Source organism: Parapedobacter sp. ISTM3, assembly GCF_016533505.1.
Classification (GTDB): Bacteria; Bacteroidota; Bacteroidia; order Sphingobacteriales; family Sphingobacteriaceae; genus Parapedobacter; species Parapedobacter luteus.
In genome coordinates, this window is record NZ_JAENGN010000014.1 from 69,144 (window position 1) to 93,582 (window position 24,439).

The 24,439-nt window shown below is 47.0% G+C and carries 16 protein-coding genes, 1 other RNA gene and 1 riboswitch; of the genes, 9 read left to right on the forward strand and 8 right to left on the reverse strand.

The genetic code is table 11. The annotated features are described in order from the left end of the window. Positions 1 to 32 precede the first annotated feature (32 nt). The 5 genes from JHJ32_RS17120 to JHJ32_RS17140 all read left to right on the forward strand — a co-directional run bounded on the left by JHJ32_RS17120 (position 33) and on the right by JHJ32_RS17140 (position 6,019). On the forward strand, positions 33 to 905 hold the full coding sequence (locus tag JHJ32_RS17120) for a hypothetical protein (protein WP_200121776.1): 873 nt from the start codon (positions 33 to 35) through the stop codon (positions 903 to 905). Between the two features lie 25 nt (positions 906 to 930). Then, positions 931 to 1,995 carry a sensor histidine kinase gene (locus JHJ32_RS17125; protein WP_079715577.1) on the forward strand — a complete coding sequence of 355 codons (1,065 nt, stop codon included), beginning with the start codon at positions 931 to 933 and terminating at the stop codon, positions 1,993 to 1,995. Next, a complete protein-coding gene (locus JHJ32_RS17130) occupies positions 1,992 to 2,735 on the forward strand; it encodes a LytTR family DNA-binding domain-containing protein (protein WP_079715576.1) in 744 nt (247 codons plus the stop codon). The genes JHJ32_RS17125 and JHJ32_RS17130 overlap by 4 nt, the downstream gene beginning before the upstream one ends. Before the next feature lie 36 nt (positions 2,736 to 2,771). Then, entirely contained in the window at positions 2,772 to 4,211 is a 1,440-nt protein-coding gene (locus JHJ32_RS17135; RefSeq protein WP_176146094.1) for a serine hydrolase, read from the forward strand. Positions 4,212 to 4,306: 95 nt separating this feature from the next. After that, on the forward strand, positions 4,307 to 6,019 hold the full coding sequence (locus JHJ32_RS17140) for a M14 family zinc carboxypeptidase (RefSeq protein ID WP_200121778.1): 1,713 nt from the start codon (positions 4,307 to 4,309) through the stop codon (positions 6,017 to 6,019). Between the two features lie 21 nt (positions 6,020 to 6,040). Here the strand turns inward: JHJ32_RS17140 and JHJ32_RS17145 are convergent, their stop codons facing one another. Further along, entirely contained in the window at positions 6,041 to 8,569 is a 2,529-nt protein-coding gene (locus JHJ32_RS17145; protein WP_233632721.1) for an ABC transporter permease, read from the reverse strand. A gap of 30 nt (positions 8,570 to 8,599) precedes the next feature. Beyond that, positions 8,600 to 9,295 carry an ABC transporter ATP-binding protein gene (locus JHJ32_RS17150; protein WP_139378530.1) on the reverse strand — a complete coding sequence of 232 codons (696 nt, stop codon included), beginning with the start codon at positions 9,293 to 9,295 and terminating at the stop codon, positions 8,600 to 8,602. 242 nt (positions 9,296 to 9,537) lie between these two features. Here JHJ32_RS17150 and JHJ32_RS17155 point away from each other — a divergent pair, with 242 nt between their 5' ends. Continuing rightward, on the forward strand, positions 9,538 to 12,354 hold the full coding sequence (locus tag JHJ32_RS17155) for a S9 family peptidase (RefSeq protein WP_200121782.1): 2,817 nt from the start codon (positions 9,538 to 9,540) through the stop codon (positions 12,352 to 12,354). Positions 12,355 to 12,617: 263 nt separating this feature from the next. Then, positions 12,618 to 14,804 carry a glutamine synthetase III gene (locus JHJ32_RS17160; protein ID WP_079715572.1) on the forward strand — a complete coding sequence of 729 codons (2,187 nt, stop codon included), beginning with the start codon at positions 12,618 to 12,620 and terminating at the stop codon, positions 14,802 to 14,804. Positions 14,805 to 14,827: 23 nt separating this feature from the next. Here JHJ32_RS17160 and JHJ32_RS17165 read toward each other — a convergent pair whose 3' ends face one another. Next, positions 14,828 to 15,298, reverse strand: coding sequence for a DUF2721 domain-containing protein (locus tag JHJ32_RS17165; RefSeq protein ID WP_079715571.1), 471 nt, complete (start codon positions 15,296 to 15,298; stop codon positions 14,828 to 14,830). Between the two features lie 105 nt (positions 15,299 to 15,403). Further along, positions 15,404 to 15,519, forward strand: a riboswitch (SAM riboswitch). A 251-nt stretch (positions 15,520 to 15,770) separates the two neighbouring features. Between JHJ32_RS17165 and JHJ32_RS17170 the strand changes: the two genes are divergently transcribed. Beyond that, the gene (locus JHJ32_RS17170) at positions 15,771 to 17,075 is read left to right on the forward strand and encodes an O-acetylhomoserine aminocarboxypropyltransferase/cysteine synthase family protein (RefSeq protein ID WP_200121783.1); all 1,305 of its coding nucleotides are present in this window, start codon (positions 15,771 to 15,773) and stop codon (positions 17,073 to 17,075) included. A gap of 132 nt (positions 17,076 to 17,207) precedes the next feature. Further along, positions 17,208 to 18,389, forward strand: a complete 1,182-nt coding sequence (locus JHJ32_RS17175) for a homoserine dehydrogenase (RefSeq protein WP_079715569.1) — start codon at positions 17,208 to 17,210, stop codon at positions 18,387 to 18,389. Between the two features lie 325 nt (positions 18,390 to 18,714). Here JHJ32_RS17175 and JHJ32_RS17180 read toward each other — a convergent pair whose 3' ends face one another. From JHJ32_RS17180 to JHJ32_RS17200, 5 genes are all read right to left on the reverse strand, one after another. Beyond that, the gene (locus tag JHJ32_RS17180; RefSeq protein ID WP_079715567.1) at positions 18,715 to 20,148 is read right to left on the reverse strand and encodes a sigma-54 dependent transcriptional regulator; all 1,434 of its coding nucleotides are present in this window, start codon (positions 20,146 to 20,148) and stop codon (positions 18,715 to 18,717) included. Between the two features lie 100 nt (positions 20,149 to 20,248). After that, positions 20,249 to 20,651, reverse strand: an RNA gene (rnpB, locus tag JHJ32_RS17185) — RNase P RNA component class A. A gap of 87 nt (positions 20,652 to 20,738) precedes the next feature. Further along, entirely contained in the window at positions 20,739 to 22,007 is a 1,269-nt protein-coding gene (gene fucP, locus JHJ32_RS17190; protein WP_200121785.1) for an L-fucose:H+ symporter permease, read from the reverse strand. A 91-nt stretch (positions 22,008 to 22,098) separates the two neighbouring features. Continuing rightward, positions 22,099 to 23,211: a glycoside hydrolase family 76 protein gene (locus JHJ32_RS17195; protein WP_079715565.1), complete on the reverse strand. Its 1,113-nt coding sequence runs from the start codon at positions 23,209 to 23,211 to the stop codon at positions 22,099 to 22,101. Positions 23,212 to 23,230: 19 nt separating this feature from the next. Beyond that, complete coding sequence (locus tag JHJ32_RS17200) at positions 23,231 to 24,430, reverse strand: aminoacetone oxidase family FAD-binding enzyme (RefSeq protein ID WP_200121786.1); 1,200 nt, start codon at positions 24,428 to 24,430, stop codon at positions 23,231 to 23,233. Positions 24,431 to 24,439: the final 9 nt, after the last annotated feature.

Here is a 24,439-nt window from a genome sequence, read left to right on the forward strand (position 1 = left end):
AGAACAATAAATTAAGATTTTAATAACATATCATGAATAAGCAGCAGTATCCGACACGTAACAATGCCAATTCTGGAAGAATGTGGGCGGGGATTATAATCTTGGGCATCGGTGCGGCGTTACTTGCCGGAAAATTGGGGCTCGACTGGATCTTTCCGCCGTGGCTATTTAATTGGCACAACCTGTGGCCCGTCATGTTCATTGCCGTGGGCCTGATCATCGGAGGCAACTCGAATTTCAGAAATCCAGCGTCGCTGTTCTTCATTTGCTTCGGCGTCTTTTTTATCCTGAAACGGGCATTTGATTTTAATATTGGCCCGTTTATTTGGCCTATGATCATCATTGGCATCGGTTTATGGCTGTTGGCTGGAAGGGGCAGGTCTGGCACCCCCACACGCGGACCTGGCGGAGGCCATAAATGTTATAGCAGGAACCCGCAACGCCATGAAGAGCCTTACGATTGGAATAAACGAGTGGTAGACGAGACCGACAGCCCTGCATCAGACGGGCCTACTGCGTTTAGCGAAACCGAGACATCGGGCATCGACCAAGGTCCATTGTCCAGTGAAGACTACCTCAAGTCGACAACGATTTTCAGCGAAGTCAAAAAGATCGTGATCTCCAAGCGCTTCCAGGGTGGCGAGATGGTCAATATCTTCGGTGGAACAGATCTTAATCTGATTCAAGCGGACATACAGCATCCCATTGCCATCGATGTTTTCCAGATATTTGCGGGTACCAAAATCATTGTACCTGCCCATTGGAAAATACAGTCCGAAGTGGTATCGGTTTTCGGTGAAGTGGATGACAGGCGGTTTACACAGGGCATCCCTCCCGATGATCAAAAGGTTGTTTATATTAGAGGTACCTCGATATTTGGGGGAATTACTATTAAAAACATCTAACCAAAGCGCAGGACCACAATAACGCATGCCAACAAATACGAACGTAGTGAGTGCCACACCATATACTGCCTCCAAACAACGACTAATCAATATCAGTTGTTTTATTATCTGGGTAGCTTATGCACTTATACAAACCGCATTGCTATGGTGGTTTGAGGTCGATTTCAATCTGGCATTGAATGACAGCCTCATAAGCGCGACCGTCCTTACGTTATGCTGCTATGCCATTGCGAGTGCGTTGAATCATTATTCCCCCAGAAGGAAAGGATATTTTTATATTGTTGTGTGGGGTTTGGTGTTAGCAGGCATTAGCATATCCGCAGACCGATGGATCTTACAATATGTCCTGAACGACAAAACATACCTGGACCGCCTTGATGTATCTCTCCCACTGCGTTTTTTCATCAATGCGTTGCTCATTGCGTGGATAGCCGTCATCAACATTCTGTGGAATATTCAACAGGAATATAAAGAAAATGAACAACGTAAAGCCGATGCCGAACGGCTCGCGCGCGAGGCCGAACTATACAATCTTCGCCAACAGCTTCAGCCTCATTTTTTATTTAACAGCCTGAATTCCATCATTGCGCTTATCGGCCGCAAACCGGACGAAGCCCGGAATATGACTTTTCAATTGTCAGATTTCCTCCGGGGCACACTACGAAAGGATGACCAGCAACTTATCGCTTTAAAAGACGAACTTGAACACCTGCAGCTCTATCTGGAAATCGAGAAAGTACGCTTCGGCCACCGGTTGGAGACACAGGTCGATTACGACGAAGAGTGCCTGAACATGACCTTGCCTGCCATGATCATGCAACCACTCGTGGAAAACGCTATTAAATACGGGTTGTATGACACGACGGATAAGGTAACGATCAGTATCGCCTGCACATGCAGCGACCACTTACTGGAAATTCAGATCGAAAATCCATATGATAGCCAAAGCAACAAAATCAAAAGGGGAACAGGCTTTGGCCTCCGGGGAGTGCAACGCCGCCTATATTTGCTATTTGGCCGTACAGATTTGTTGGAAACTAAAGCGACAACACATATCTTTACCAGCATAATCAAGATTCCTCAGCTATGATTAAGGCGGTATTGGTAGACGATGAACCTTTGGCTCGAAGTATGGTGGCGGAGTACCTCGAAGGTTACTCTCAGGTGGACATTGTGGCAGAATGTAATGATGGATTTGAAGGGGCCAAGGCGATTATGCAGCACCAGCCCGACATTGTTTTTCTGGATATTCAGATGCCTAAAATCAATGGGTTCGAAATGCTTGAAATCATCGACAAACCGCCCGCTGTTATCTTTACAACGGCTTTTGACGAATATGCAATCCGGGCTTTTGAACAACATGCCGTGGACTATCTTTTAAAGCCCATCACCAAGGCAAGGTTTGATCAGGCCATGGCTAAATTCCTTGATACGAGGCAAATGGAGACCGGAAAGGAAAATACGCGGAAATTATTGGATAACGCAGCACATACGCCCGGAAAATTAGAACGACTAGTTATAAAGACGGGTGCTAAAATCAAAATTGTCCCGGTAACCAGCGTGTTATACTTAGAGGCGGATGATGACTACGTAAGGATACATACGGATGATGGTACATTCTTGAAGAATAAAACAATGGCTGCGTTCGAAGCGCAATTGGATCCACTTCAGTTCGTCCGCGTCCACCGTTCTTTCATTGTCAAAATAGACCATATCATCCGCTTAGAGCCCCATGAAAAGGACGGCCATATCGCCATACTCACTAACGGAAAAAACGTCAGTGTGAGTAAAGCCGGTTATGCACGCCTAAAACAATTATTAGGAATGTAGTTTGGTTTCACGTAATTTTGCTGAATGTTTGGAACCATGAATAGCATAGTCTGCGCCTTATTCACATTACTATTATCCGTATTTTCAGCCATTGCCCAAGACGAAGACGCCCAACGCATCAACCAGGCTGTTTTCAATAAAATAGAATATCACTTCAACCTACAGGAAACCGATTCTATCTACGCGCTGGCCGGTCCAAAATTTAAGCAATCATTCTCGCTGCAAGCCTTCCAAACGGTGATGACCCAACAGCTCTATAGCCTTGGACAGATTCAATCAGCCGAATTAAAAAGCTATGAAAAAGGCGTAGGCGTCTATAAACTGAATTTCCTCAGTACCCCCTTACAAGTTGTTTTGGGACTTGATAGCCTTCACCGGATTGAAACATTGCTTTTCCAACCCTATGCCGGTGATCCGGTGGCAGAAAAACCCGAACCTGCCTCCCCCAGCAATGCCGTGGCCGCAAAATTTGACCGATATGTAGATTCTGTTGCCTTAAGTTATAGCCGCAAAGGCCATACCCATGCGCTCGCCATCGGTATCTTCAACGCCGGCAAGACCAGCAGCTTCTACTATGGCGAAACGGAAAAAGGCAACAAACAACTTCCGGATGAAAACACCCTCTTTGAAATTGGCTCAATAACCAAAACATTTACAGCTACATTGCTCGCTTACCTGGATCAAACGCAGCAGCTGAGCATCGATGATACCATTACCAAATACTTGCCAGACTCCGTAGCATCAAACCCTGATCTTCAACGAATTACACTCAAACAATTAGCTAATCATACCTCTGGCCTGCCACGCCTGCCCAGCAATATCAACGCTACTGCGGCTGCACATCCGTTGGATCCGTATCGCGGCTATTCCAAGGAACATCTGTATGCTTATTTAAAGTCTTATCAAGCGGATACGCCTCCTGACTCTGTCTATCTGTACAGCAACTTGGGCTTTGGCTTATTAGGCGACATACTTGCAACGAGCTATGGGAAGCCATACGATGAGATGGTACAAGCGATTATTTGCCAACCATTGGGACTGAAAAACACCACTGAACACCCTAACCCGGAAAGCCAATATGTGGCAAAGGTATACAACCAAAAGGGCGAAGAAACACCATTATGGACGTTCGATGCCTTTACGGCTCATGGTTCACTGAAGTCCACCACGGCAGATTTGCTCAATTACGCCAAAGCTCACTTTAAGCTACCCGAAAGTGATCTGGAACACGCCTTGGCACGCACTCGGCAGTTTACGTACTTCAACCCTCCGGATACCGACATCGGTCTTGCATGGCATATGAACCTCATCGGCGACGAGCTTGTCTATTGGCACAACGGCGGCACGTCCGGTAGTAATAGCTACATGGCATTTACCCCCGACAAAAGAATAGCGATAGTTGTACTTTCCAATACCGCAGAATCCGTAGATACCATCGGCGTAGCAATTTTGAATTTTATCCTGGCCATGCAATAACCGAACTCAAGTTCGTCTATTTTTGTATCTATTCCGTTGCATCATTCCTCTTGTAGGTAGAATTGATATTTTTGCTGTGAAAGAGCATACACACCATGAAACGGTTTCTTTTTATTGCATTAATCGGCTTCGGACCATGTGTTGTGGCCCAGCAGACAGCCTTCGAACGCGACAGCAACACGACGGCCACTTATAACGAAGTGATAGCCTTCTATCAATCACTTGACACAAAATACCAGACTTGCACGCTGCTTACCTGCGGCCTAACGGATTCAGGTAAGCCACTGCATTTATTTGTTATCTCCAAAGACGAACAATTCGACCCCCAAAAACTTCATCAACAAGACAAAACCATTATCCTCATCAACAACGGCATCCATCCGGGCGAACCGGAGGGAATCGACGCCTCAATGATGCTGGCCAGGGACTTGCTGGCACAAAATAGTCTTCCCGCCAATGCGGTATTGTGCATCATTCCGGTTTATAATATTGCCGGAATGCTCAACCGCGGTACATCACGCGCCAACCAAAATGGGCCGGAATCTTATGGCTTCCGTGGCAACGCTCGTAATTATGACCTCAATCGAGATTTCCTAAAGACCGATTCGCGCAACGCTCGTTCCTTTCAGGAAATCTTCCACGTGTGGCAACCGGATGTCTTCATGGACACGCACACAAGCAACGGCGCTGACTATCAATACGTCATGACACTCATCGACACACAGGTTGATAAACTGCATCCCGCAATACAACATACGGCGTCGGCGTTCACGGCCGAATTATATAAACGTATGGAAATAAGCAACTTCGGCATGGTTCCTTACGTCAACTTTCGTGGGCGAACACCCGAATCGGGATTGGTATCGTTCTTTGAAAGCCCACGCTACTCTACGGGGTATGCTGCCCTACACCATACATTCGGCTACATGCCTGAGACTCATATGTGGAAACCTTATGCCCAACGCGTATGGTCTACCTACACGCTATTGAATCATTTTATTACCTTAGCTGATGAACGGGCTACTGAAATCCATGCCCAGCGAAAGCGGGCCCGTGAACAGTCCAAGATCCAACAACAATTCGTACTTACCTGGGAGCTCGACACCGCGCAATACGAGCACATCCTGTTCAATGGATACGAATCCAATGAAAAGCCAAGCGATGTAAGCGGCTTTCCGCGCCAATACTACGACCGCAAGAAGCCATTTACAAAAGAAATCCCCTACTATAACCGCTATAAGCCGGGGATAACAGTGGAAAAGCCATATGCATACGTCATCCCGCAAGGATGGCAGGATGTGGCGGACCTCCTGACATTGAATGGCATACAGGTAAACCGATTGGAGAAAGACACCTCACTCATGCTTCAACTTTATTACATTGAAGATTACCAAACGGCCCGTACCCCCTATGAAGGACATTATCCCCATAGCAATGTCAAACTGCGCACGGATAACCAGCTCATCCCGTGTTACCAGGGCGATTACCTCGTCATTACAGACCAACCCGGCAACCGGTATATCATCGAAGCACTGGAGCCACAGGCGACAGATTCTTACTTCAATTGGAACTTCTTCGACAGTATTCTTAGTCAAAAAGAACATTTTTCGGCGTATATCTTCGAAGATGAAGCCTTCCGGATGTTAAATGAAGATGCCGAACTGAGGCGTCAGTTTAATGCCGCAAAAGCTGCAGACGAACAATTGCGCAACGATGGCCGGGCGCAATTGGAATGGATTTATAAGCGATCGCCATATTACGAGAAAACCCACCTTCGGTACCCGGTAGGAAGACTGCTGGAACGGTAAACCGCCATTTTTGTAAGCTACTTACACCTCCTTTCGCAGGATCTCCAATGGCGGACGTAAGGTAATGGCTCTGCTATTGACCAGACCGACGAACACCGTAAGGACGGTAACAGTAAGCATGAGCAGCAATATCGTAATGATGTCGGGCGCAAATGGCACTTCAAAACTGAAAACGGCAAGCACCCAACTCGCTCCCAAGGCAAGGAATACACCCGTGAGTGACGCAATCATGCCCAAAAAGAAATACTCAAGACCAGTGATGATCAGTATTTGCCGTTTGGACGCGCCCATCGTACGCAGCAGCACACTTTCCTTAATCCGTTGGTATTTACTTATCATCACCGATGCAATCAGTACCACAAAACCGGTAAGAATGCTAAATCCGCCCATGAAACGGATAACAAAGCCAATCTTTTCTAATATTTCGTCCAACACCGACAAAATCAGCCCCAGGTCGATGATGGAAACGTTCGGAAATTGGCGTACCATCGCCTGTTGCATCCTTGCCGATTCCACTTCATTTGGCACCCGAGTCATGAGCACATGAAATTGCGGAGCATTGTCAATCACACCTACCGGAAATATCAATCTGAAATTGGTCTGTACGCGGTTCCAGTCGACCTCCCGGAAACTTCCAACAATAGCTGGTATACGGACGCCTTGCACATTGAATAGCAGTTTATCACCGATATTCACACGGATACGGCGGGCGTAATCTTCCTCCAACGATACGCGGGCTGTATCGCCCGGAGCGGCCGTGCCCGCCCATTCGCCTGCTGTGATTTTTTCCGAATCACTCAACACTGCACGGTAGGTTGCCCTAAGTTCGCCCCCCAAGGCCCTACGCGACACCTGAATGGTGCTGTCCTTGCGGGCATCGTCGGCCGTAATGCCGTTGATTGCCTCCAGCTGAACCGTCACGATGGGCACTTCATCCAATACCGGCAATCCCTGCGCGCTCACCAATTGTGCCACCTCCGCCTTCTGCGAAGACTGGATATCAAACAGCACCATGTTTGGCTGATTTTCGCTTGCCGATAGCGCTACACGACTAATGAGCATGCCCTGCACCAAAATCAACATTGCGATAAATGCAGTACCCAGCCCGATCGCCACCACGAGAATGGCGGTTTGATTATTGGGCCGAAATAGATTAGAAAGCCCTTGTCGCCATAAATATCCCCATGACGCAGGAAAAAGCCGTTTAACCAGCCATATTAGCAAACGGGCCACCATATACAACATCGTAAAAGCCAAGGCGACACCACCGGTGAATAGCAAAGTCTGCGCCATCCCATCGAGCTGCAGGTAAGCATAGACAACGATAAACAACGCGATTAGACCGTAGACAAACCAGCTCCACCGGTCCTTAAGCGGACTGGGTGCATCCAGCGATAGCCGTAGTGTATTCAATGGTGCGATGTTGCGAATACCTATCAGCGGCAACAGTGCAAACAACACGGATATCCACACGCCCAGACCAACACCCTGTGCAATCGCCCCCCATGAAACATCATTGCTAATCTCCACCGGCACGAAATCCTTGAATATGGAGGGCAGGAGCTGTTGAATGAGCGTGCCCAGCAACGCACCTATCAGCGAACCGATAATACCCACCCCAAGCACCTGCACAAGATAAATCAGAAAAGCTTGCCGCGCACTCGCACCAAGGCAACGTAATATCGCAATACTATTTAACTTTTCCTTGATGTAAATGTGTATCGCGCCGGCAACGCCAATGCATCCCAGTAAAAGTGCGACGAAGCCGACCAAAGACAAAAATTTGTTCAAGTCCGAAAATGAGCGACCCGTCTCCTCTTTACGTGACGCGATGGTATCATATCCCATGCGATGCGTTTCCAAAAGCGAATCGCGGTTCGCCACAATGGCATCAGCATCCATCCCATTTTTCAAATGGAAATAATAATCGTAATTTATCCGACTTCCTTTCTGGTTAAGTCCGGTAGCCGGCAAATATTTCAATGGGATGAATACGGCCGGGGCTACCGTCGCGGATATTCCGCTTTGTCCCGGCGCCTGTTCTAACTGGCCCGCGATTTCGAAGGTCAGCGCACCTATTTTAACCGAATCTCCCACCTTAGTATCGAATTGCAGCATCAATGTCTTGTCAACCAAAGCCTGCCTAAAATTTCGGAAACTGGTTCCAGCAGTTTCTGGTATTGTTTCCAACTGCCCATAATAAGGGAAACCTTCGCTCAAAGCCCGTACTTGTACCAATCGGGTGCCGCCATTACTTGTAAACAGCACCATAGATGCAAAGCTTTGTTCCTCTGAAAAACCTTGACTCAATCCACGGATCGAATCAATAAGCTGCCGTGCTTCCCCTGTCAATTCGCGGTTGCTGTGCAATACCAGGTCCGCCCCTACCAATGTAGCGGCTTGATTGTCGATATCACGTTGGAGGTTATGGCCAAACGAATATATGGCTACAAGCGCAGCTATTCCAATAATGATGGATGAAATGAAGAGCAACAACCGCGAACGGCTCCTACGGCTGTCACGCCACGCCATGCGGATAATCCAGTCCATCGCAATCTTGTTTTGTAATGGCTGCATGGCTTACAACGCGTTGTCTTGTACAACAGTATCCGATACCACTGCGCCCCCTTTCATTCGGATGACACGTCGTGTTCTGGAAGCCAGATCCAAATCATGGGTAACGAGTATCAGGGTCGTTCCCATCTCTTTATTGAGGTTAAACAATAAATGTTCAATGGTCTCACTTGTATCGGCGTCCAGATTACCGGTCGGTTCATCAGCAAAAAGAATTTTAGGGGAGTTCGAAAATGCCCGCGCGATAGAAATACGCTGTTGCTCGCCTCCCGACAATTGCAATGGATAATGGTGCCCCCTGTTGGCCAACCCTACCCTATCCAACAGCTCAAGCGCTGTAGTCCGGCTGTTTCGTTGTCCACGCAGTTCGAGGGGAACCATTACATTTTCAAGCGCAGTCAACGTCGGGAGCAGTTGAAAATTCTGGAATACGAAGCCGACATGCTGATTGCGAACCCTCGCACGTTCATCTTCATTGAGGTCATCAAGGGGAATCCCGTTCAATACAATACTTCCGGTGCTCGCGCGGTCTAAACCTGCACATAGCCCAAGTAAAGTGGTTTTACCACTACCTGACGGGCCAACAATGGACAGCGTTGAACCCGCCTCTACTTCGAAATTGATATGTTGCAAAACCGTCAGCGATTTACCGCCGCTCTGATACGTCTTTCCGACGTTTTTTATACTTAAAATAATGGTCACGTACTCGCTAATTATTGATCGTTCTCTGTAAAAATAAACGATTTAACACCATAAAAGGAAATCCAAAACGAAAACAGGACAAAAAACCTTTGGTTTGACGCATTTTTGACGTTCTTGTTACGCTACAGAAATGACGGCAGTCAGCCCATCGAGTGATTTTATGTAAAAATGATATTACAGCCCCTTACAATAACATCTTTTTGTGCCAATATTGCACCATGAATACCCAACCCCACTTAACCATGCAAAAGATTGCTACCTTTTTTTTACTACTTTTTGTCGCCGGTACAACGCTAGCGCAAAAAAAGCCCCTTGACCATAGCGTTTACGATGGCTGGCAAAGTATCAGTACATCTGCGATTTCTAAAAATGGCCAATTCATTTATTATATCATCAGTCCACAGGAGGGCGACGCGGAACTGGTTGTTACCACGCCCCAAAACCAGCCGTTGGGCCGCATACACAGGGCAGCCAACCCAAGTTTCTCGCCCGATGGCAAGTTCTTGATAGCTCAAATCAAGCCATTTTTCCAAGATACCCGCGAAGCAAAAATAAAAAAGAAGAAGCCCGATGAGATGCCGAAGGATTCGCTGGCCATTATGGCATTGGGAACAGCTGACGTATACAAGATACCAGCCGTAAAATCATATAAGACACCTGAAGAATCAGGCAATTATATCGCCTATATCAGCGAGCAGAACCCTGTGCGTCCGGATACGACGGCGGCAGACACCAGCAAAGCGGGCAAACCCGAACGCAAAAAGGCCCAGTCCGTTCTGCATATCCGGCACCTCACGGACGGCGAAGAAACAACCATTGAACGCGTTGAAACGTATTACTTCAGTAAAGACGGGCACGTACTGATATACGTACGTACTGCCGCCGAAAAGGACAGCATTGGCACTGATGCGGGACTATACTATTATGATTTGGCCACCAAGACATCCAGACATATCAGCCGTGGCAAGGGTGTGTATAAAAATATAGCCTTCGATGAATCGGCCTCGCAATTGGCGTTTGTAGCCGATAAAAGTCCGGAAAAATCGCTTCAAAAAACGTTCAACTTATATTATTACACATCCGATCAGGACACGGCCATAATCATTGCGCATCGGCAAACCGCCGGCATGCCGCAACATTGGAGTGTCAGTGGCGAAGGCAATGTACGGTTCAGCAAAAATGGGGCGAAGCTCTTTTTTGGCGTGGCTCCCATTCCTGCGGTCAAGGATACCACGTTGGTTGAGTTCGAACACGCCAAGGTAGATATCTGGCATTGGAAAGACGACTACTTGCAATCCCAGCAACTGGCTAACCTGCGCCGCGAACAAAATCGGAGTTACCTGGCGGTAACCTATCCCAAACAGGGGCGCAAGATCATCCCATTGGCAGACGAACAACTGCCGGACACCAGGCTTACGGAAGATGCTGATAATGAATATGCACTTGCAACTACAGACGTAGGCAGACGCATTGAAACGCAATGGCAAACTGGATCATTCCAAGATATCTACGCAGTTTCCACCGTTGATGGAAGCCGAAAAAAAATAGCGGAAAACGTCAGGGGCTCCATCAGCCTTTCCCCTCAGGGCACCTATGCGGTATGGTTTAACCGTACTGATGGCAATTGGTACAGCCATGACATCCAACGCGGCCATACGGTGCAATTGAATACTGACGTACCTGTTAGTTTTGCAGATGAAGATAATGACGTACCCGATGAGCCCAATGGATATGGAATAGCCGGGTGGGATGAAGACGACAAGGAAGTCTTTATTTATGACAAATACGACATCTGGGCATTTCGCCCAGATGGCACCAAACGCCGGTTAGTCACGAACGGCGCAGGAAGGAGCAATCAGATCACCTTCCGTTATCAGGACTTAACAGACGGGCGGCCAAGCATGTTCAGACGGGGTGGCGCTGCTGTCATCGACGTAAAGAAACCTTGGATATTATCGGCTTTTAGCCACGTAACCAAAGAAAACGGCTGGTATACCACCGATGGCCGCAATAACCGTGATCCCAAAGCCATTGTCATCGGCCCATACCGATACGGTCAAATAAAAAGCGCGGAAGATACTGATTTATATGTTTATACAAAAGAAAATTACGTATCCCCGCCCGATCTCTATACATCTACCGATCTTATCAGGGAAACAAAACTCAGCAGCATCAATCCACAGCAACAACAATACAACTGGGGGACTGCTGAGTTGGTGAAATGGACCACTCCCAAAGGTTATGCTGCAGAGGGCATTCTTTATAAGCCCGAAGATTTTGATCCCAGCAAAAAATATCCCGTCATCGCGTATTTCTATGAGCGGTTGTCAAACGGACTATACAGCTATATTCCGCCATCCCCTACACCTTCACGGCTCAATATTAGCTTCTTTGTAAGCAACGGCTACCTCGTCTTCGCTCCAGATATCCGGTATGAAATTGGCTATCCGGGGCAATCTGCCGAAGAATATGTAAACTCGGGCATGGAGGCCTTAAAAGCCCAGCCTTGGGTAGATGGTGAACACCTGGCCGTCCAAGGCCAAAGTTGGGGTGGGTACCAGGTCGCCCATCTCATTACACGCACCGACATGTATGCGGCGGCTTGGGCTGGCGCACCGGTTGTCAACATGACTTCGGCCTACGGTGGTATCCGTTGGGACAGCGGAATGAACCGGCAGTTTCAATATGAACGCACACAAAGCCGCATCGGTGCGACATTATGGGAAAACCCACAACTGTATATCGAAAATTCTCCCTTATTTCATTTACCCAATGTCATGACTCCTGTGGTCATCATGAGTAATGATGAAGACGGCGCAGTGCCCTGGTATCAAGGAATCGAAATGTTTACGGCATTACGCCGTTTACAGAAACCCGTTTGGATGCTCAATTACAACGGCGAAGCGCACAACCTCGTACAGCGGCAAAACCGTAAAGATATTCAGCGAAGACAACTGGAGTTTTTTGACCACTTCCTGAAAGGAAAGCCAGCAGCTCCTTGGATTGAAAAGGGTGTTCCTGCTGTATTAAAGGGTATCGATTGGGGCTTCGGCAAATAACGTCCACCACTCACGGATATTTACTTTTTTCATGATTCAGCGTCCAAAATCACTTGGTATTTTGGGCGCTTTCTTATGATCGGAAAAGCAACCTTATTATAAAATAAGCAATAGAAAAAAAGCAAGTCCAACAAATCTGCATAAAATGTTATTTTTATTTCCACTTTTAGTAAAAAAATAATGAAATGTCATTTTTTTTTTCGAATATTGGAGCAGAAAACAAAAAAACAACAAAGCGTATCAAACAAATAAACACAAATTAAATGTCAGGTTTGAGATTCAAGGCAGTTGAAACTGCCATATCCCGGTTAAACAACAACAAAATCTACGAAACGATTAAACCTTCTTCCTATTACTGCAAAAATGTTTTTACAACGGCGAAGATGAAGGAATATCTTCCTAAGAATGCCTATGCCGAGTTGGTAGAAACTATTGACGAAGGAAAAGCCATTAGCCTTGACCTCGCCGAGCACATTTCTCAGGCAATGAAAAGCTGGGCTATCAGCAATGGTGTAACACATTATACCCATTGGTTCCAGCCACTTACGGGCGCAACTGCCGAAAAACATGATGCGTTTTTCGAACCGCTTCCGGATGGTTCGGCTATCGACAAATTTACAGCAAGTGCTTTGGTACAACAAGAACCAGATGCTTCCAGTTTTCCAAGCGGTGGTATTCGTAATACATTCGAGGCAAGGGGCTATACAGGCTGGGATCCCTCTTCTCCCGCATTTATTTATGAAACTGGGGGCGGCAAAACACTTTGCATTCCTACCATCTTCGTATCGTATACCGGTGAGGCCTTGGATTACAAGGCACCGTTATTAAAAGCAGTCAATGCTTTGGATAAGGCGGCGGTGGACGTTGCCAATTTCTTCGATAAGTCCATAACCAAAGTCAATGCCTCCTTAGGGGTAGAGCAAGAGTATTTTCTCGTAGATTTGGCGTTGTTCAATGCCCGACCCGACTTACAACTTACTGGGCGCACGTTGTTTGGCCATATGTCTGCTAAAGGTCAGCAATTGGAGGATCATTACTTCGGTGCCATTCCTGAGCGGGTATTGGCCTTCATGGTGGATCTGGAGCAAGAAGCACTCAAATTGGGTATTCCGCTGAAGACCCGGCACAACGAAGTAGCCCCTTCACAGTTTGAATGTGCACCGATGTTTGAGGAAATCAACCTAGCTATTGATCACAACCAGCTATTACTCAATGTCATGGAGCAAGTAGCCCTACGGCATAAATTCAAGGTGTTGATCCACGAAAAACCTTATGCCGACATCAACGGCTCAGGCAAGCACAACAACTGGTCAATGATTACCAACACTGGGGTAAACCTGCTTTCTCCCGGCAAGACACCGAAAAACAATTTGATGTTCCTTTCGTTTTTCGTCAATGTCATCAAAGCGGTACATGACAATGCAGACCTCCTGCGCGCATCCATCGCAAGTGCCGCCAATGACCATCGCTTGGGTGCTAACGAGGCCCCACCTGCCATTATTTCCATCTTCCTTGGCAGCCAACTAAATGCTGTGCTTGACGAAGTAGAAACCGCAAGGGTAGCAAAGAAAGTCAAAAACGAAACGTTACTTTGGCATGGTATTCCCAAAATTCCTGAGCTGCAATTAGACAATACCGATCGGAATCGAACGTCGCCATTTGCGTTTACGGGAAACAAATTTGAGTTCAGGGCAGTCGGTTCGTCGGCAAACAGTGCCAGCCCGATGACCGTCCTCAGTGCTATCGTAGCAAACCAATTAATCGAATTCAAGTCGGAAGTTGACAAGCAAATCAAAAAAGGCACGAAGAAAGATTTGGCGCTGCTTAACGTTGTACGCAAATACATCAAAGAATCCAAAGCTATTCGTTTCGAAGGCAACGGATACAGCAAAGAATGGGAAGAAGAAGCGCATAAGCGGGGCCTTTCCAACATTAAGACGACGCCAAAAGCACTGGACGTTTACGTTAGCGAGAAATCACTCGAACTTTTTGAAAAACTTGGCGTACTAAGTAAGCGGGAGAGCAAGGCTCGCCACGAGATCTTACTGGAAAACTATTATAAGAAGATCCAGATTGAGGCACGGGTATATGGTGAAATTGTAAACAGTCTTATCGCTCCGGCCGCTTTTAACTATCAGAATGATCTGATAACCAATGTCAAAGGGCTAAAAGACATCGGATTAAAAGCGGATACTTATAATGCTCAAGTAGAGCTTATTGAGCGTATATCCACGCATGTCAATACCATTATTGCTGAAGCTGAGGCCATGCGCCAAGAACGCAAAAAAGCCAATGTATTGGAAGACACACGCGAAAAGGCCATAGCTTATGATGAAAATGTAAAACCTTATTTTGACAAAATCAGGTATCACATCAATAAACTTGAGCAGATAATTGACGACCGCAAGTGGCCATTGCCAAAACTGCGGGAGCTCCTTTTCGTAAGATAACTTACCTCCCTCTAAACTTAAATTTAGTGGCCCTCCGATTGAGGGCCACTTTTTTTCTTATCAAACTTTTTCTTGATGTAGTCGACCAGTGACCTGTCATCTCCTTCTTCCATATCGCTCAACTCCAGTTCCAGGGCTTTATTGCTGACCTGAATCTCAAGCAACGAAATAATGAGCGATATAGCAAAAAAAAGCAGGCTCAGCGCAAAGGTCAGCTCTGAGAAGTAGTTGTTTTCAATATAAATGCAGTACATGCAAACGATGCAGGCGACGAAGCTCAATACACCCATGGCCTGCATTTGCTTAATCAACTTCAACCGATACCGAAGATTCTGAATCTGTCCATGCAAAACACCGCTTTTATTGTGTTCAAGATATTTTGCATGCAGGCTGCGGACCAACGCAGCTAACGCCAAAAACCGATTGGTGTAAGCCAACATAATTAAACTGATTGCCGGAAATAGCAGCGCTGCTGTATTAAATGTAATATTCATTGGTACAAAAAAATCAAAAATACTTTGCACATACAAATCGCACAACCTATATTTGCACTCGATGTGTGCATGCACACACAAATCAATTCCTCTTCAAAAGGTCTTGGTTTATAAAGAAGTGGCGAGAGACTGGCTCAATGACCCACTGGCAACCATCTGAAGCGACGGAAAAGGTGCCAAATCCTGTCCCAACCAACATTGTTGTTGGGAGCATATAAATAAAAAGACAATGAACATGTATCCAACAAGCAGCAATCGTTATCCAGCCAATTGGGAATCTGGGCATCAGACCGCCTCCCTTACCGTCATTCAAGCCATCCGAATGTGCAGCGGAACGATGTGTACATGCTGCTAATCCCGTACACGCAATAGGTATACAAGTTGCTGGCTAGCGCCCGCAGCGATACTGGTGTACCGTAGCGCATGCATCCTTTGTAATATCAGATTAATCCACAAATAAAAACAGCAGATTATGGCTAATGAAAATCTAAAATTTGAGACCTTGCAAGTACACGCTGGCCAAGAAATCGACCCCACTACGGGTTCGCGTGCGGTACCCATCTATCAAACCACGTCGTATGTATTCAATAGTGCGGCACACGGCGCGAATCTATTTGCCCTGAAAGAATTTGGCAACATATACACACGGATTATGAACCCAACCACTGATGTGTTTGAAAAGCGCATCGCTGCGTTGGAAGGCGGAGTGGCCGCATTGGCTGTTGCGTCAGGACAAGCCGCTCAATTCATCGCATTGACCAACATATTAGAAAACGGTGATAATTTTGTCAGCGGCGCAAACCTATATGGTGGCACATTCAATCAGTTCAAGGTATCCTTCAAACGATTAGGCATAGAAGCACGATTTGCAAAAGACGACGCTCCAGAGAATATCGAGGCGCTCATCGATGACAATACCAAAGCGATTTATGTAGAAACGATCGGCAATCCGAGCTACAGCATTCCAGACTTTGAGCGGATTTCGAGTATCGCGCAAAAATACGATTTACCACTCATTGTAGATAACACATTCGGCGCAGCCGGCTACCTTTTCAAACCATTGGAACATGGTGCACATGTTGTGGTTGAGTCGGCCACTAAATGGATTGGCGGCCATGGCAACAGCATCGGCGGCGTAATTGTTGATGGAGGAAACTACAACTGGGGAAATGGCAAATACAAGCAATTCAGCGAGCCGTCTGAAGGCTACCATGGCTTGGTATTCAGTGACGTGTTCGGCGTGGGCGGCCCATTCGGGAATATTCAATTTGCTATTCGTGCACGTGTGGAAGGGCTTCGGGATTATGGCCCCGCGCTGTCGCCGTTCAATGCCTTTCTGTTATTACAAGGCCTGGAAACACTTTCGCTACGCGTACAACGCCACGTAGACAACGCCCTTGAAGTAGCCAAATGGCTTGAAAGCCACCCACAGGTTGAGCGGGTAAGCTATCCGGGCTTAAAAAATCATCCACACCATAACAACGCCCAAAAGTATCTAAAAAATGGTTTCGGCAGCGTATTGTCATTTATCATCAAAGGAGGTGCGGATAAGGCCAATGCATTCATCGATGCCCTGCAATTGATAAGCCATCTGGCAAATGTTGGCGATGCGAAAACATTAATCATACACCCTGCAGCCACCACACATCAGCAATTGAGTGAAGCTGACCAGCTGAACGCCGGCGTATTTCCTGGTTTACTCCGTATTTCTGTGGGTATCGAACACATTGACGATATCAAAGCCGATCTGCAACAGGCATTTGATAAGATTAGGTAACCCCGATCACTAAGCAGCAAACAAACACAATGCATGTTACATATATTGACAAATTCCAGAACATTTAACTTGAAAGTGGAGCGCACGTTGCCACGTTAGCTGAGCCAGACATTAAATAACGTAACAGTAAACATGAACAACAAACTTACCTTGGGGATTTTCGGTTTTGGTGTAGTGGGGCAAGGGCTGCACGATATCATCAAAACCAAAAATCTCAACCTTGCAATCAAACGATTCGTCATCAAACACCCTGAAAAGAAACGCACATTACCCGCCGAACTGTTTACCACCGATGCCAACGCCGTGCTGGACGACCCGGAAATCAATACTGTTGTAGAGCTTATCGACGATGCGGAGGCTGCCTTCGATATCGTGTCCAGCGCCCTCCGGTCGGGGAAAAACGTCGTTTCTGCCAATAAAAAAATGATCGCAACCCACTTAGCTGATTTGATAGCCATCCAGCAGGAGTATGGCACAAGTTTGCTATATGAAGGGGCGGTATGCGGAAGCATTCCCATTATCAGGAACCTCGAAGAGTACTATGACAATGAACTGCTCCATGCAGTGACGGGTATCTTCAATGGTTCATCCAACTATATTTTATCTAAAATATTTAACGAAAATCTGGCATATGCTACGGCGTTGAAACAAGCTCAGGACCTCGGTTTTGCAGAGACTGATCCTACATTGGACGTCGGTGGGTACGATCCAAAATTTAAGCTGGCTATTGTAGCATCGCATGCTTACGGCCTTTATATCGCCCCGGAAGCGATTTTGAATATCGGAATAGACAAGCTTAGCGCATCCGATATCCAATTCGCCAAAGAAAAGAATTTCAAAATCAAATTGGTCCCTACAGCGCGGGAAATCAATGATAAATCTGTCATTTTATATGTGTTGCCAAAGCTGATTCCTCGCGACAACATATTGTATGGCGTAGAGAACGAATACAACGGTGTGCTGGTTAAAGCCGCATTCGCCGATGAGCAATTTTTCTATGGCAAAGGCGCCGGCGGCCATCCAACGGGATCCGCCGTACTATCCGACATAGCGGCTTTGCGGTATGGTTATAAATACGAGTACAAAAAACACATTGATGCCAACGGGCTTGCTTACAGCACGGATTGGGAAATAGAAGTCTACCTACGTTACAAAGAGGAGAGCTTTATTGAACATCTCAAGTTCACTTCGATCAGCGAGCGCTATTATGCCCAGGACTTTAAATATATTATAGGAAAAGTTAATCTGAGCAATATCCTAAAAAATCGGGATATTATCGATAGAGAAGGGTATTTTCTCGCCGAGATAGCGTAGCAAGCCAGGTATTTGATAAAAAAGTAAAAATAATAAAACATAAGCTTCGGTTGTGCATTTAAATATATATATTGCTTTAAAAATCCTGATATTATGCACAGTATTGCTGCCTTATTACTTTTTTTATTGACAAACTCCGCTAATATTGCGTTCGCCCAGCAGCACGATACGGTCCAGGAAACCGCATGGCAAACTTATGGCTATATCGTATTAGGCGCGATCGTGCTCATTATAGTCGTAGTGGTTTTGATTCGGAGACAGTATCGGAAGTTCAATGAATGAACAGATGGGATTGCCCACGGCCTGGTGCCGTGGGCATGAAAACCTAAGCTTCTCTTTTTAAACCGTATTTTTCTATCTTGCTATAAAGGTGGCTACGTTGTATGTCGATTTCGTCCGCGGTCTTTGACACGTTCCAGCCATTCTTTTCCAGCTTATATTTGATATATTCCTTCTCTGTATAGTCCTTGAAATCCTGAAAGGAAGAGAAATCGTCATAGTGGTTGGCAGAAACACTGTGGGATGTAGCGACGACAGCGGGCTTCGCTTCGATGGTAGGCTCCGTCTTGATTGGAGCAACAGGCGATGCTTCAGAAAAAGAGCCTGGATTAGCAAATGCCCGCACATCGTGGTCTGTAACGGATTTATCACTGAGGATAATCAGACGCTCCACCATATTACGGAGCTCACGGATATTTCCCGTCCATGGTAACGCTTTCAGTGCTTCCATGGCCTCTTCAGTTATCTGTTTCACCGGCATGTTGTATTCTGCACAAATCTCCTCACAGAAATGCTTTGCCAATACGGGAATGTCATCTTTTCGCTCAGTCAAGGGCGGCACATGAATAATGATTACACTCAGCCGGTGATACAAGTCCATACGGAAGTTGCCTGCATCGATTTCTTTAAGCAAGTCCTTGTTGGTAGCAGCAATTACCCGTACGTTTACAGCAATTTCTTTCTCACCACCCACCCGCGTAATTTTGTTTTCCTGCAGGGCCCTAAGCACTTTGGCCTGTGCCGAAAGACTCATGTCTCCGATCTCATCCAAAAAAAGCGTTCCGTTGTGTGCTTGTTCAAACTTTCCAATACGTTGTTTAACAGCCGACGTAAACGACCCTTTTTCGTGCCCGAACAGTTCGCTTTCAATAAGTTCCGACGGGATAGCGGCGCAATTCACTTCAATAAGCGGCGCATTTGCACGAGGCGACTTTTCATGCAGCCAACGAGCCACAAGTTCTTTGCCGCTGCCATTCGCACCCGTCACTAACACCCTGGCATCTGTTGGAGCCACCCGTTCAATAGTTTCTTTGATGCGTTGAATAGCACTCGAATCGCCAAGAATATCCCGTGTCTTACTTACTTTCCGTTTCAGCACTTTGGTCTCGGTAACCAGTGTACCGCGCTCCAACGCATTGCGGACTGTAATAAGCAACCGATTAAGATCTGGCGGTTTGGATATAAAGTCGTACGCCCCTTTCTTGCTAGCTTCGACGGCTGTTTCAATTGTACCGTGGCCGGAGATCATGATAAAAGGCAGATCCGGTTTGATTGTCAGCGCTTCAGTAAGCACCTCCATGCCGTCCATCTTGCTCATCTTGATGTCACAGAGCACCAGGTCTACATCTTCCCTCTTGATGATGTCCAGACCGTCGATTCCATTATCCGTGTCGATTACCTTGTAATCCTCGTATTCAAGGATTTCCCTTAATGTACTTCGAATCGCTCTTTCGTCGTCAATGATTAATATCTTGGTCATATTTTGTATTGGGTATAGCGTATTGCGTACCGGATACACAAATAAAAGTATTCTTCCATTTTGCTGTCCTCCAAATACACTTTTCCCTCCGCATATATCAAAAAAAGCAAACCCTGTAAGCCGGATTCTGTATCCCAATAGCCTGCTACAGCAGGTGCATGGGACTTCTATCATTTATCTAGGCTTGCCATCACTGGCAAGCTCCAGCGGCCTACCCGTTGCGGTTCCCATGAGGGATGGAAGCGAGCAACCTCCTAATCTCCGCAACCTATTTGGCCTTTCAACCCCCGGGGTTTACCGCGATGCGTGTCACCACGCAAAGCCGTGGGCTCTTACCCCACGTTTTCACCCTTACCTATGCCGAAACACAGGCGGTTTTTTTTCTGTGGCACTTTCCGTATTCCGGCCATCGCCGAAACCCTTCCCGTTAGGAAGCGGGGTGCTCTACGTTGTCCGGACTTTCCTCCCCGGCATCCGGCCGGAGCGATAGAACAGGTTTGCTACCCTGCAAAGGTAAGCAATAAGTCACGAATTTGGAAGTGCAGCATATCCGTGCGGCTGCCGAGCTTTTTTACGTAAGAACACAGGCTCTATGTACTTGTTTTATAAAACTTCGCTCCAAAAAGGAAAATCACGAAGTAGCAGATGATGGGCAAGTAATAAGCGACGGCAACATCATAATCAGCGACCCGCCCCATGAAAAACGGAAAAACAGCCGCTCCTACAACACCCATCACAATGAAGGAAGATGCTTGTTGTGTATGCGGCCCAAGATTCTTGAGGCCAAGGCTGAAGATCGTGGGAAACATGATACTGAAAAAGAAATTAAGCATCAGCAACGCAATGAACGACGGCCATCCCCAGCTCTGTGCAATAATTAGGCACATGACGATATTGCATGCGGCAAATGCAGCTAATAACTTATTGGGAGCTATATACTTCATCAGGAATGTGCCCACAAACCGGCCGATGGTCATCATGACCATACTCGTGGCAAAATAATAACCGGCTAATTCATCGGACAGTCCCATTTTCTCATGCCCATAGTTGATGAAAAACGCCCATGTACCTCCTTGCGCGGCTGCGTTGAAAAATTGTGCTACAAAGGCCCAGATAAAATGGCGATGCTGGAATAAACCTTTTTTAGCCGGCATAGGTGCTGTCTCCTGTGCCGTGCCATGTACATTCCCGCCTTCAAATGGTAGCGCTGGAATGCGCAACAAGCTAAACATGATGGCAACAAGGACAATGACTACACCAATCCCTACATAAAGCATCTTGACTGATGTCAAGCTCCCTGCTTCGCCGATATTACCGCTTAATATAAAATAACTTCCCAGCGTTGGACCGATGATGGTTCCGAGTCCGTTGAAGGATTGCGCAAAATTAATGCGCCTGTCACTCGATGCTTGATCACCCAACGAAGCAATAAATGGATGCGCGACCGTTTCCAAAGTGGCCAATCCGCACGCTAATATAAATAATGCTACACGGAAAAAGGTAAAGGACTCCGCATCAGCAGCCGGAACAAACAAGAAGGCGCCCGCAGCGTACAAAGCCAAGCCAAGCAATACACCCGATTTGTATCCAAACCGCTTCATGAAGAGACCGGCCGGAATGCCCATCACGGCGTATGCGCCGAAAATTGAAAACTGTACAAGACCTGACTCAGCCCTCGACACGCCAAGTACGTTCTGGAAATGTTTATTCAATACATCACCCATGGTGATGGCGATACCCCAAAGTAAAAATAACAGCGTGACAAAGCCAAATACGAGCCAATATTTACGTTCGGTAAGCTTAGATGTTTGGTTAGCTGGCAACTCCTGACTGCCAGATTTCGACAATAAATTTCCCATGCAATTTTAAGGTTAAATCAGCTCGGTCAAAGCCATAACGCATTACGACCTGCCAAATATATAAACCGTTTTAGCTATCCGAAAGAAAAAGCTAATTATTTTTTCTTCCGAGGTAAGCTTGGGCCTCTATCAACATCAAGCCGCTTAATTGAGCGGACAGGTCCACCACACCATGGTGCAATCTATTCCAATCTGGCCCTACCAACAGTTGCGGTCTTATTAATGCTTGGCCCGCCACGGCCGACGCGTTTGCACCGATAAATTGGACATATTCATCCCGTTTACCTGCCGGTACAACCGTATCTTGGGCAAGTCGCGCAAGGTAGCGAACAAAAATACCTTTAAATAATCCTCCATCGCCCTGCCCCTCATAACGAAGTATACCATTGGGCGAAATGACGCTGCTTTTGAGCGATGCATCCGCAGTGCAGCGGGCATCATCCAGATAAGTTCGCTTGTTGGTCACCTCATAAAGCGCATGAGCAGCTCCCAAAAAGACACCTTGGTTATAAGTAAAAAGCCAATCTTTGTCAATGCGGCCATCCCCCTGCCGGTTAATGCCATCCCATACCACTCCGGATACCGGATCCACGAGTGTGGCTTTCAGCCAGTCATAGAGAGCGATAGCTGTCTGAAGATCCGATGCTCGTCCAAAATGCTGGTATAGCCGGCATGCCAGTATAATTGCCGGCGCATTTGCCGGTGTATTTTTATAGGCTCGTTGGTCTTTGCGCCATGCCACACCACCGCCTTGATGCGGGTTGATACCCGTTTGGATATCAGACCAAAGAATATTTACGGCATCGAGAAACACGGGATCTCCTCCGGCTTCATACGCTCTTAAGCTCGCCAACGCCAGCCACAGCATATCGTCGTAAAACACATTCGGGTATCGGCTGCCGTTGGTTTCATGCATTCCGCTCAACAGCCGTTTTGCCCGTATAAGATACGTACTGTCTTTTGTACGCAAAAAGCCATCCACCAGCACATCGAGGGCATGCGCATTCCACCAATAGTGGAACGTGGTGTCTCCCGCGTTGTCTTGAATGTAATAATTGCCATTAGCGGATAGATAGGTCGTGTAGGTGGATTGCTGCAGCGAATCTGCCAGCGCAGCCCAGTAGTCAATACCACGGTTTTCCGCTCCTTGCTTCGAGCAAGTCAAAAGATGCCCAACAAGTATCAAAGATTTCAAAAACATCATGACGATATAATTTTTTTTATCAAATTGCTTGCGCGATCACATATCCACTTGCCCAAGCCCACTGAAAATTGTACCCCCCCAGCCATCCCGTCATGTCTACGCATTCGCCGCCGAAATACAATCCGGCTACTTTCTTTGCTTCCAAGGTTTGCGGGTTCAATTCGTCTACGGCCACTCCACCGCGCATTACCTCTGCCTTGTCGTACCCCTTGTCGCCCGCTGGCCTTACGACGAACCGATGGATCGTTTCTGCGATCCGCTTGGAATCTGTCTTTCCCAATGACGCGATTTTTGTATCGATCGGCAGAAATCTACCGAACGCTTCCACCAGCCTACGGGAGTAGAAATTGCCGAGCACTTGCGAAACTAACCGCCTCCCTCCTGCCTCCCGTTCATCCTTTATCAATCGTTCGATGGAGAAATGGGGCAACAAATCGATTGCAATGGTCTCGCCTGGCCGCCAGTACGATGAAATCTGCAATATCGCCGGACCGCTTAGTCCCCAATGGGTAAATAGTATATTCTCTTCAAAGCTGATGCGTTCATTGGCGACGCGGCAGAAAACGCTGTTGCCCGAAAGCGCAGCAAACCATTCGGCATTTTTTCCCGTAATGGCCAACGGCACCAACGCTGGAGCTACAGGCACGATGTCCAAGCCAAACTGGCGTGCAGTACGCAACGCAAAGTCACTGGCTCCCAACTTTGCCACCGGCAGCCCCCCGCTCGCGATGACCACCGCCTTCGCTTTCGCTTGTTTCAGCTTCCCCTCATGTTCATAGCTTACCTCAAACATGCCGTCCGGTGTTTTGGCAACGGATAGGACCTGACTATTCAGGTTCAGCGCCTGCCCGTGCCGTTGAATCAATCTGGCGAAAGCCCGTACCACATCTTTGGCGCTATCACTTACGGGAAAAAGCTGGCCCAGTTTTTTCTCCTTCCCGATAATTCCCTGCTGTTCAAAAAAGGCAACGGTATCGGCCACCGTCCACCTCGCAAACACTTGATCGGCGAATGCCGGATTGGCCGACACAAAGTTCGCCGCCGATGTATGTAAGTTGGTATAGTTGCACCGCCCCCCACCTGATATGAGTATCTTCGCCCCCGGACGGTCATTACGTTCCAATACCAATGTATGCCTGCCACGCATGCCCGCTTGTACGGCGCACATCAAGCCGCAAGCCCCACCACCGACAATAATGGCATCGTATTGTTTATCCACAAGCAATTG